The organism is Acinetobacter sp. S-1, assembly GCF_059579785.1.
On the sequence record NZ_CM184207.1, the window covers coordinates 2,308,339 to 2,320,347 of the forward strand.

Annotated in this window: 9 protein-coding genes; 2 read left to right on the forward strand and 7 right to left on the reverse strand. The window is 39.1% G+C overall.

Annotation, left to right across the window (positions count from 1 at the left end; translation table 11 throughout):
• Positions 1-218: 218 nt before the first annotated feature.
• Both AC52J8_RS11040 and AC52J8_RS11045 read left to right on the forward strand, forming a co-directional pair.
• Positions 219-1,370: an acyl-CoA dehydrogenase family protein gene (locus AC52J8_RS11040; RefSeq protein WP_005076627.1), complete on the forward strand. Its 1,152-nt coding sequence runs from the start codon at positions 219-221 to the stop codon at positions 1,368-1,370.
• A gap of 61 nt (positions 1,371-1,431) precedes the next feature.
• A complete protein-coding gene (locus AC52J8_RS11045; protein WP_002114364.1) occupies positions 1,432-2,682 on the forward strand; it encodes an MFS transporter in 1,251 nt (416 codons plus the stop codon).
• A gap of 215 nt (positions 2,683-2,897) precedes the next feature.
• Here AC52J8_RS11045 and phnX read toward each other — a convergent pair whose 3' ends face one another.
• The 7 genes from phnX to AC52J8_RS11080 form a co-directional block, all read right to left on the reverse strand.
• Complete coding sequence (phnX, locus tag AC52J8_RS11050; RefSeq protein WP_309165082.1) at positions 2,898-3,713, reverse strand: phosphonoacetaldehyde hydrolase; 816 nt, start codon at positions 3,711-3,713, stop codon at positions 2,898-2,900.
• Positions 3,714-3,740: 27 nt separating this feature from the next.
• Positions 3,741-4,928: a 2-aminoethylphosphonate--pyruvate transaminase gene (phnW, locus tag AC52J8_RS11055; protein WP_025465525.1), complete on the reverse strand. Its 1,188-nt coding sequence runs from the start codon at positions 4,926-4,928 to the stop codon at positions 3,741-3,743.
• Between the two features lie 26 nt (positions 4,929-4,954).
• The gene (locus tag AC52J8_RS11060) at positions 4,955-6,109 is read right to left on the reverse strand and encodes a TIGR03364 family FAD-dependent oxidoreductase (RefSeq protein ID WP_496538775.1); all 1,155 of its coding nucleotides are present in this window, start codon (positions 6,107-6,109) and stop codon (positions 4,955-4,957) included.
• 102 nt (positions 6,110-6,211) lie between these two features.
• Complete coding sequence (locus AC52J8_RS11065; RefSeq protein ID WP_086399295.1) at positions 6,212-7,921, reverse strand: putative 2-aminoethylphosphonate ABC transporter permease subunit; 1,710 nt, start codon at positions 7,919-7,921, stop codon at positions 6,212-6,214.
• Positions 7,915-9,117 (reverse strand): ABC transporter ATP-binding protein, encoded by a 1,203-nt coding sequence (locus AC52J8_RS11070; RefSeq protein WP_086399319.1) that lies wholly within the window; start codon positions 9,115-9,117, stop codon positions 7,915-7,917. Before AC52J8_RS11070 ends, AC52J8_RS11065 begins: the two co-directional genes overlap by 7 nt.
• Before the next feature lie 22 nt (positions 9,118-9,139).
• Positions 9,140-10,177 carry a putative 2-aminoethylphosphonate ABC transporter substrate-binding protein gene (locus AC52J8_RS11075; RefSeq protein ID WP_086399294.1) on the reverse strand — a complete coding sequence of 346 codons (1,038 nt, stop codon included), beginning with the start codon at positions 10,175-10,177 and terminating at the stop codon, positions 9,140-9,142.
• 91 nt (positions 10,178-10,268) lie between these two features.
• Positions 10,269-10,991: a UTRA domain-containing protein gene (locus AC52J8_RS11080; protein WP_086399293.1), complete on the reverse strand. Its 723-nt coding sequence runs from the start codon at positions 10,989-10,991 to the stop codon at positions 10,269-10,271.
• Positions 10,992-12,009: the final 1,018 nt, after the last annotated feature.

The window sequence follows — 12,009 nt, forward strand, 5'->3', positions numbered from 1 at the left end:
TAATTTTCCACTAAAAATAATGATTTTTTATAAGGAAATATAGCTTAAATAAATCAATAAATTAGCCAAACACAAATCAACAACAAAGTATCGCATTGCGAAATTAATTTTCAAAATGTATTGTTTTGCGTTTATCCTTTGATTACTATCGCTTCAAATATTGGTGATTTTACGAACATCACATTGATGTTTTTAGTATGTAGTAAAAGGACGAGACTATGATTCGAGAACAGGAAACCTTAGATCAACTTGTTGATATGATTCGACAATTTGTTGAAGGTGTATTAATTCCTCATGAGAATGAAGTCGCTGAAACGGATGAAATTCCTCAAGATATCGTTGAGCAAATGAAAGCTCTCGGTTTATTTGGTTTAACCATTCCTGAAGAATACGAAGGTCTTGGCCTGACGATGGAAGAAGAAGTCTATGTGGCTTTTGAATTAGGTCGTACCTCTCCGGCTTTTCGCTCTCTCATTGGGACCAATAATGGCATTGGCTCAAGTGGCCTGATTATTGATGGGACCGAAGCACAAAAATCATTTTTCTTGCCACGTTTAGCACGTGGTGAAGTGATCAGTTCTTTTTGCTTAACCGAACCAGATGCAGGCTCTGATGCTGCCTCTTTAAAAACCACCGCTGTAAAAGAGGGTGACTTTTATATTTTAAATGGTACTAAACGCTTTATTACCAATGCCCCTCACGCTGGTGTATTTACAGTCATGGCTCGTACAAACTTTGATATTAAAGGTGCTGGGGGCATTTCTGCTTTTATTGTCGATAGCCAAACTCCGGGCATTTTTCTTGGCAAACGCGATAAAAAAATGGGACAAAAAGGCGCCCATACCTGTGACGTTATTTTTGAAAATTGTCGCATTCCAGCCTCAGCGCTCATTGGTGGTGTAGAAGGTGTTGGTTTTAAAACGGCCATGAAAGTACTCGATAAAGGCCGTTTGCATATTGCGGCTTTGAGTGTCGGCGCAGCAACACGAATGCTAGACGACTCTTTAAATTACGCCATCGAACGCAAGCAATTTGGACAACCGATTGCCGAATTCCAACTCATTCAAGCCATGCTTGCCGATTCAAAAGCTGAAATTTATGCCGCTAAATGTATGGTCTTAGACGCTGCACGCCTACGCGATGCAGGACAAAACGTTAGCACTGAAGCCTCATGCGCAAAAATGTTTGCAACCGAAATGTGTGGCCGCGTTGCTGATCGCTGCGTACAAATTCACGGCGGTGCGGGTTACATCAGTGAATATGCCATTGAACGTTTTTATCGAGATGTTCGTTTGTTCCGTCTCTATGAAGGGACTACTCAAATTCAACAAGTGATTATTGCCCGAAACATGATTCGCGCTGCGTCTTAATCAAATTTTAAGCACTTCAAAACGACTTGAAGTGCTTTTTATCAAATGTAGGTAATGGATTATGGCTACAAATTACAAAGAAGGTCTTTCTCGTATACAGCCTCATACGTGGAAAATAGCTTTTATTTTTGCTTTTCTAGCACTGTTGGTAGATGGTGCAGATTTGATGATGCTGTCTTATAGCTTAAATAGTATTAAGGCAGATTTTGGATTAAGTTCAGTACAAGCAGGTATGCTTGGCAGTTTCACATTGGCAGGCATGGCTGTTGGTGGGATTTTTGGGGGATGGGCGTGCGATAAATTTGGTCGCGTGCGCATTGTTGTTATTTCTATTTTAACTTTCTCACTCCTCACCTGTGGCTTAGGTTTCACTCAAAGCTTTCTTCAGTTTGGTATTTTAAGATTTTTTGCATCACTGGGTTTGGGTTCACTCTATATCGCCTGTAATACCCTCATGGCCGAATATGTCCCAACCCGTTACCGCACCACAGTACTGGGTACCCTACAAGCAGGTTGGACGGTTGGCTATATTGTTGCGACTTTGCTTGCAGGCTGGATTATTCCTGATCATGGCTGGCGCATGCTGTTTTATGTTGCGATTATTCCTGTTGTTATTGCTGTCCTCATGCATATTCTTGTACCCGAACCAGAAGCATGGCAAAAATCTCGACTACAACAACCTGTTGTAGCTCAAAACGCATCAAAAACTTCGGCATTTAAGCTTATTTTCCAAGATAAACGAAACCGCAATATGTTTATCTTGTGGGCGTTAACCGCTGGCTTTTTACAGTTTGGTTACTATGGCGTAAATAACTGGATGCCGTCATACCTTGAAAGCGAACTCGGTATGAAGTTTAAAGAAATGACTGCCTATATGGTAGGTACATATACCGCCATGATTTTAGGTAAAGTTCTTGCGGGCATGATGGCCGATAAATTAGGGCGTCGCTTTACCTATGCCTTTGGTGCAATTGGTACTGCTATTTTCCTACCTTTAATTGTTTTTTATAACTCGCCAAGCAACATTCTATATTTACTGGTCACTTTTGGTTTCCTCTACGGCATTCCGTATGGCGTAAATGCCACCTACATGACCGAAAGCTTTGCGACCGCTATTCGCGGTACAGCCATTGGTGGAGCCTATAATGTTGGACGTTTAGGTGCTGCTTTAGCCCCTGCAACGATTGGTTTCTTAGCCTCTGGCGGGTCAATTGGTTTAGGTTTTGTTGTGATGGGTGCTGCCTACCTGATTTGTGGCGTGATACCAGCCCTATTTATTAAAGAAAAATTATATGACCCTCAAAAGTCATAAATAGATCTATCAAATAGGTCATATGCCTATCTGGTTGATGGTGCTAACGATCGAAACATGTGTTTTAAATCGTTAGCCAAAAATAAGGAATTTACTCCTCAAAGTTAATCCTTATTTTCACATATGTAGAGTGTATCTACTCTTCATTTTAATTTTTTAGGTAAGCTTAGCTCCCTTGGGAGCTAAGCTTAAAAAGATATAGACCTAAACTTTGTTTAAGGTCGTTCACCCTGCCCCAAACGGCGTTCAATATCATCTAGTACATTTGGCAAATCAGCGACACTATCAATCACATAATGAGCGCCCGACGCATTCATTTTTTGGTATGCCTTATCTTTTAGAATAATCTGTTCATCGGCCGATAGCGAACTCCACTCTTCATAGCTTAAACCGACTTCATTACCACTAATCGCAAGTCCTACTGTCCAGCACCCTGCGTTTAAACCTTCGTCAATACCCACCACGGTATCATCTACTTTTACAACGGTTTTGATATCGGATACGTCGAGTTGAATTAAGTTCTTCCATAGCATTTCAGGATATGGCCGGCCATATTTCACGTCACTTGCCGTAACGATACAGTCCGGTCGATAGCCCTGATCGGCAGCATCTTTGACCAAACGACCAATCATCATGGATGCATAACCCGTGTTACTCCCAATTTTTGCACCACGCTTTTTAATATTTTCAAACGTTTCCAATGCGCCCGGAATTAAAGCAGAACATGTTGGAATAGAATTTAACTGATAGGGAATAAAGTCTTTATATAAACGGTCAATATCTGCTTCAGTTGCAGGCTTCCCATAGACTTCCTGCCATGCCGCTGCGACACGCGGCATTTTTAAAACGGCAGCAATATGGTCACGTTTTTCTAAACCCATTGGCGCTCGAGCTTCTTCAACCGTAATTTCAATTTTATTGTCTTTAAATAAAGCCATAAAAGCCAAAATTGGTGCACGTGAGCCAAAATCTACAGTTGTGCCAGCCCAGTCAAAAACCACAGCCTGAATTTGTGTATTGTTGGTTGTCATGATGTATTTCCTTTAATTTAATAAAAATTATGCTGTTACAGCTTGGTTTAGGTGGTTTTCACAGTAGTTCGCAATCGCAGCAAGAAGCCCTTCAATGTCATGAATATAAACTTCGCCAATATTGCCAATACGGAAGCAGTTAAGGTCAGTGACTTTGCCCGGATAAATTACGTAGCCTGATTTTTTCAGGGTTTCGTAGAAGGACTGGAAGCTAAATGTCTCGGCTGTTGGGTAAAGAAAAGTGGTAATGATGGGTGATTGTGGACTCTCTTCACCACGTACCAACTCAAAGCCAAGTTGTTGCATACCTTTAGATAAGGTTTGTTGGTTTTGTAAATAACGTTGATAACGTGCAGCAACACCGCCTTCTGTCTCAAGCTCAAGTAATGCTTGATAAAATGCACGTACCACATGGGTTGGCGAGGTAAAACGCCATTTACCGTTATGCTGCTCCATCGTATTCCACTGGTCATACAAATCGAGACTTACCGAACGAGCTAAACCTTTACATGCTTCTAGGCAATCACGCTTTGCCAAAATAAAACCAAAACCCGGAACACCTTGAATACATTTATTTGCACTTGAAATTAGAAAATCAATTTCAAGCTCAGCCATATCCATAGGTACTCCACCAAATGAACTCATGGCATCCACAATCCAGATTTTTCCTGCTGCTTTAACTAAACGGCCAATGTCTTGAATCGGATTTAAAATACCAGTGGTGGTTTCACAGTGCACACAAGCAACATGGCTAATGGTTTTATCTTCTAAAACGCGCTCAATCTCTAGTAGATCTGGTGTTTGGGTTTCTAAATAGTTCAGCTCTACAACTTCAATATTTAAGCAACGCGCCATTTGCACCATACGTGCACCATATGCGCCGTTATTAATGATCAAGATTTTGCCATCACGCGGAATAGCTGAACCAAGTACAGACTCCACAGCAAAACTTCCACTGCCTTGCATTAACACAGCCGTATATTTTTCAGGTTGCCTGGTCGCTAAGTTGACTAGACGAGAACGGATATCTTGTACCAGTGAGTTGTATTCTTGGTCCCAAGTACACCAGTCTTTTTGCATGGTACGGCGTACTGTTGCCGATGTTGATAATGGTCCTGGAGTAAGAAGCAAATACTTGTTCTCTAAATCCATATCGAGTTGGGGTTGCATGTTCATAATGTTACTCATTTCTTTTGCGTTAATTTCAATATACACCAATCTGGTTTAAACCAGATGACAAACTAGTAAATATTTTGTTCTAATATTTCTTTCATAAAGCCAGCCCCTGTAGTCATGCCTTTGCCAGCAATCGCACTCACCAGAAAGATATTTTTTTCAGCTTCAGCGACACAGGCCAACTCATGTTCATGGGCCAGGTAATAACCATTCCAACGTTTTTGAATTGGAGGTAAAGTCAGCCCTAGTTTTTCGTGGCAGTACGTTTGAATAAACTCATTAATCTCTTCGCGTTGCTCGAACTGAGGCGCTTCGTTAATAGAATGATATTCGTGACTATCTCCTACGATCAGTTCGCCAAATTCATTTTGTTTAATCAGAATATGAATACCGAATTCTTTAATGAAACCCTGTTGTGATGCTTTAACCAGCTCTGCATGACTTGGGCAAATTTCAAAAGCTGGATAACGTGAAATGGATAAGCCCGAATAAAGAGAAGCATTTAAGTTTTGGTGAAACCGTTGAGTCAGGGCCATTTGTAAGCCACAACGTTTCAAGTTCAAACTTTGTAAGAGATCTGGATATAAAACATCGATGATTTCACCGTGGCAGATCAAAACTTTATTTGCCCGATATGCCTCGCCACTTGCCAAGCGAACCTGACAAATTTCATGTTGATATTGGGTTTGAACGACACAAGCATTGGTATAAATCTTTACGCCTTTTCTTTCGGCATATGCCAATAGTCGCTGCCCAACCACATGCGGTTCGACCGAATAATCTTCTTCAAAAACCAAGCCGCCTTGAAACTGCTGCTCGGGGTTTAAATAAGAAAATTGGGTGACCAGTTCCTCATGCTTTAGCAAATGAACTGGAATTTGATAGTTATTTGCACGCTCGGCAAACTCATTTAAAACCTGCCATTCAAGTGCAGTGTTTGCGAGATAAACACCTTGTCGTTGAGCAAACGAAATATCGGTTTCAGCTTGAATACGCTGATAAAAAGAACGCGTTTCAAGCGCGTACTTTCGCCACTGTTGCTCTGGATGGGTTAATGTCGAAGTTCCGACCATGCCGAAATTACGACGAGTTGCCCCCACTGGTTTGGCATTTTTCTCGAAGATACAGACTTTTAAACCTTGCTCTTGTGCCTGTATGGCAGCGGATAGACCTAAAATACCGGCTCCGACAACAATTAAATCAAACTGTGCGTTATTCATAAGACTTCCAATTTGCGAAATTTAGGATGAATAAACCCTTGCCTTGTTGAACAAAGCATTTTCATTTCAGTCGGTTAAATAAAAATTGTGTTTAGCTAAAACTTAATGAGCGCTTTCACGCCATTGCTGACTTCTTGCCATAATTTTTCGGGTAAATAACCAGTGAATGAGTTTTACAACACATGAGGTGGTTAAAATTAGAATGCTCATGGCAACAGCAGCAACCGTGTCTCCTGCATCATCCATATTTAAAACGGCTACCGCCGCTAAACTGGTGTCTGGTGAATAGAGGAAAATGGCAGCCGACACAGTGGTCATGGCATTCACAAAAACATAGACCGACACATCACATAGCGCTGGAAAACACATGGGCAAATATACTTTCCAAAAGGTTTTCCACTTCGATGTTCCTAGAGTTTGTGCTGCCTGATCGAGCTGTAGCGGAATCTGTTTAATGGCATTGGTTAAAGTGAGATGTGGCACGGTGTAATAGTGCACGATGGTTGAAATCACCAAAATGGTCATGGTTCCATACAGCACATTTAACGGGTTGCTTTGCTGGTTAAAAAACAAAATGTAAGCAATACCCAAGACTAGCCCCGGCACAGCAAGGGGTAATAAAACTAAAGCCTGTACATAATTTTTAATGAGTGGATGTGCCTTAAAACGTTCGGTTAATAGTGCCACCATAAAAATCAGTGCTGTTCCAAAAACCGTACTAAAGAGTGCCATGCGAACCGAGTTAAAGTACGCTGCCCAACCGCCGCCATCGACATATTCAAAACTGTAATGTGCTAAGGTCAAAGACAAATCATAAGGCCAAGACTGAATGAATGAAGCGAGCACAGCCGTAAAGATAATCAGTAAAATCGCACCTGAAACTAAACCACAAAATAAGCCCAGAACGACTTCAAGTTTTTTATTCGATGCTGAAACATAAGGTTTAGCCTGAAAAGCTTGAAAACGTGCATGACGTTTGCTTTGAATACGATCGAAAATAAAGACGAACACTGCTGGTAACAATAACAAGATGGAAATGACCGCCCCCATGCTCATATTTTGTTGACCAATAATTTGTTTATAGACATCAAGCGCCATCATATTAAATGAACCGCCAATGACTTTCGGAATCCCAAAATCGGTCAGTACATAAATAAACGCCACTAAACTTGCGCTCATGAGCCCATACCGAATTGCAGGTAATGTGACGTGATAATGCGTCTTCCAGATATTTTTGCCGAGCGACAAAGACGCCTCAATTAAACGCTGATCGACACTGCGAAAAGACACTATCATCAACATTAAAATTGCTGGAAATAGCCAAAAGCAATAACTGATTAAAATACCGATTGGACCATAAATTTGTATATCGCCCAGTAAAGGTTTAAACACACCTTGCTTACCAAACAAATAAACCAATGCCAAAGAAGGCAAAAGTGACGGTGCTAAAATCGGTAAGAAAGCAACCAATTTAAAGAAACCTTTGCCTTTTATATTTACATTGGTGAGAGCAAAAGCATAAATACTGGCAAGAAATACTGTAATGACAGTAGCAGTACAAGCAACCCACACCGAGTTAAATACAGAACTGAGTAAAGCTGGACTATCAAAATAATTATAAAAATTTTCAAGACCAACAAAATTTTGATTTTCATCAAAAAATGCAGTTTCAAACAGCATCATTAATGGAGCAATAATCGCTAAAGTTAAAGCGATTGCAACGGCTACCAAAGCAATATTTGATCTTAATGAATATTCAGTTTTTCGAAGCGGCTGTGTTTTTAAAACCGCTGAAGCAGCTTCATTTAACATAGTGCGTATCCTTGTTCGTCAAAGACATGAATGAGCTGATTAGGCACTTTTATAAACATGAGTTCTTGCAAAGATTTGAACTTGGTATTTTCAATTTCAATTTGCAACAGGTGTTTTGCCTGCTCAATTCCATCGATATGAATAGCGCAAAACAAACGACGCTTGGCGCCCAAAAATTCAGTGCTTAATACTTTAACTGGCAAATACAACGACTCTTTATCACTACCAAAATCATCAACCAACTCGACAGCTTCGGGTCTAAAACCAATGCTGTAATTTTCCCCTGCTTTAAGTTTTTGTTGCTCCAAATTTAGAGGAATAAAACCTAGAACCTCGAGCTGATTCGGTACAGCACAAGTGGCTTTTAAAAAATTCATGGTGCCAATAAACTTGGCAACGAATTGAGTTTGTGGCTTGTAGTAAATATTGTACGGCGTATCAATTTGCTCAATGACACCATGATTCATCACCACAACACGATCAGAAATGCTTAATGCTTCTTCTTGGTCGTGCGTGACCATAATGGTTGGCAAGTTAAGCTGCGATTGAATCGAACGGATCTTTTGTCTTAGGTTTAGACGTACCTGAGCATCGAGTGCAGACAATGGTTCATCTAGCAGTAAAATATCAGGCTTCGGCGCAATTGCCCGAGCCAGCGCAACACGTTGCTGCTGCCCACCTGATAATTGATTTGGATATTTTTTAGCAATATCGGGTAACTCAATCAGTTCTAATAACTGTTGAACCCTTTGACTACGCTGTACTTTATCCCACTTTTTTTTATCTAAGCCAAAAGCAATATTTTCTTCAACGTTTAAGTTTGGAAATAACGCATAGTTCTGAAACACAATTCCACAGTGACGCTTTTCAGCACTCAACAACGTAATGTCTGAGCCCTTTTTTATAACCTTTCCATAATCAGGTTTTTCTAGACCCGCAATTATGCGTAGCAATGTGGTTTTACCGCATCCTGAAGGCCCTAAAAAGCTCACGAACTCGCCAGCTTTCAGGTCTAAATTAATATGCGTTAGGGCCTGAAAGTGTTGGAACTTTTTTTGAATATCCACCACTTCTAAAACTGAGGGGCCATGTTCAGGATATTTATAGGTCGTTAAGGTCGACAATAAATGCCCTGCTAACTCGGCCTTTTGGTTTTGACCCAGCAGCGATGACTGCAATGACGAAGGTATTTGCATAATGAGGCCTTTATCTAAAAGATCACTTTTCAAAACGCTTTGACCATTCAGCCAAAATACGTTCACGCTGCTCGGCCGCCCAATAAAAATCATTTTTTACGAGCATTTGGGGAAGATTTTTCGGGAAGTCCATAGTGGTATTTTCAATGCCTTTATAGGCCACCATTGAAAAGTTATGGGCATAGGCTTCATTTGCCGGTTTGCTTACCGACCAATTTATAAATTTTTGTGCGCTACTTAATTTCTTGGTTCCTTTCACAATTGCTGAGGCTTCCATTTCCCAGCCTAAACCTTCAGTTGGATAAACCACTTCTAAAGGTGCACCCTCTGCTTTTAATTTAAAGGCTGGATAACCGAAGGAAATTCCAATTGGGATTTCGCCCTGAGCTGCCATCTTGCAAGGTTTTGAACCAGAGTGAGGATATTGTGAAATGTTTTTATCCAAAGCCTGCATATAGTCCCATGCCTGCTTTTCACCCCAAATTTGCATCCAAGCTGTGACATCCAAATAGCCTGTGCCACTCGAGGCTGGATTTGGCATCACAATCAGGTTTTTATAAATGGGATTGGTTAAATCTTTCCAAGTTTTTGGAATCGGTAATTTACGCTTTTCTAATTCGACTTTATTTACACAAATTGCAGATTCCCATGCATCCATACCTGTCCACGTTGGTACAGATTTTTGACTTACAAATTCCGGTTTTAAATTTTGCACACCTTCAGGTTTAAAAGGCTCAAGCATGTCTTTCTTTTCCATGACCAGCAAACTGGTTAAAGCCACACCAAAAACCACATCCGCTTGTGGGTTTTTCTGCTCTGCCAAAAGTTTAGCCGTGATTACACCAGTTGAATCACGTACCCATTTTACTTTGAGTTCAGGATAGGCTTTGTGTAATTCTTCTTGGTATTGCTTAAGCTGGTCGGCTTCCACTGCCGTATAAACTGTAATTTCTTCTGATTGTTTTGATGTTGCTGATGAACATCCCATTTGAATAGCGACCACTACACCTAAAACTGATGCAGTGCCGAATTTAATTGTCTGTTGAATATACTTTTTCATCTGCAAACCATCGAATGCAATTATTTGATGATCGTATTTCAACAGCTTTATATGACAGTTTAATTAATCTGGTTTAAACCAGATTGTATTTTTATGCTCGCGCTTCGAAATGCAAATCTAAAACATCATGTAGCCAATATTCTTGGTCAACATCGGTAATCACGCCCTCTTCATTTCTGTTGCTACGGCAAATATATAAACCCAGTGCGCCCACATTGACATGCAGTGCTTTAGCCTGCTGTTCCGATAAAGCTGTTGGATACAGATTAATATCGGCTCTGGTGATATGGCAGTTATATTGATTTGCCATCAGTAAAGTAATCGATTGCTTAAGATCATGAGTTAAAAACTCAGGAAAAAGCTCGGCATTCACACGTAAATGTTCAACCAAAACAGGTCGTCCATTAATACAACGACGTCGCCAAACCGAATAAATCGGATGCCCTTTTTCAACTTTTAAATGCTTGGCATCCCAAGAAGTGGCCGTCGTTAGCTCACTTGAAATCACTTCGGTCGAAGGTTCATAGCCTTGTTCAATCACAAACTGATTAAAGTTTTTGGTCGATTGCGGGTGATAAATAATACGAGGAGAGCGAACATACCAACCACGGCGGTCTAAGCGATAAATCAGGCCATCAGTTTCCAAAGCCAGCAAAGCTTCACGTGCAGCAACCCGAGTGGTTTGGAATTGTTCAGAAAGCACTCTTTCCGAAGGGAGTTTTGCGTGGGCTTCTAATACGCCAAATTCAATATCGTGGGCAATTGCATCGCGGATAGGAATATATTTAGGTATGCGAGCTTGGTCCTGTTCCATACAAACTTAGAATTTATAAATAAAGAAATTAATAGCAATATACTGAAAAAATGTGACAAAAGCTTTTATTAATGCTGATCTTTTAAGCAAAACGCGTCCTATTCCCCGCTTTTTTCCAATTCATTTTTTCATAAAAAATGGTGGGTGTACCAATGGCTTCGAAAAACCTTCCTTAGCTCATTTGTTCATCAATAAAAATCGGCATCGCATAGCCATTACATCATATTTAGTTAGAAACTTTTTAAGATAAAAATTCATATTTCTGTACGGACTCTTACACAGGAATTGATGGTTTGCACTAAAAATCAATATCAGCCCTCCTATATTACATCCTTGTAGAATTAGAATAATATGATCAAGAAAAAGCCAAACTATTCTGAGCAATAAAAAAACATACTCATCATCTTATATTTATAAAGTCTTAATACAAAATTATTCATTTAATAAAAACTAAAATATTAAGAAAATTACTTAACCTCAAAACAGACATAAAATTTTAATTTAACTAAAACCTTAAACAATAAATCGAATTAAAAAAAGAATATAAGACACACCAGTTCATTTATTACACAAAACCAAAACCAAACACCTACGGCTAAATACCATCCAATTATTCATTCAATCTAATTAATATTTTATTTATAAAATTTAAATTAACTTATTAAAAACTATTAAACATGACATTAGATGCTTAAAAATTGACATGACATAATCCAAAATTTTAAAACAGCTTTAATAAATAATAAATAAGCTTATGAAAAATATAGTAATTTTAATTTTTATATTCTATTGAATAAAATTATGGATATTTATTCACCCAATTTTTTATATTTTACCAACTGATAAAAATACAATCAAATGTATTTAAAAAAATAAAAAAATCTTATGTAATAATAAAGTTAATTATTTACCAAATGTTATATTTTAAAAAATTTTATTAAAAACAGCACCAATAAATAGATTAAAAAAATAACATTCAAAAAATTATAATAATTTTTCTTCTTGTTTTTTTATGAAT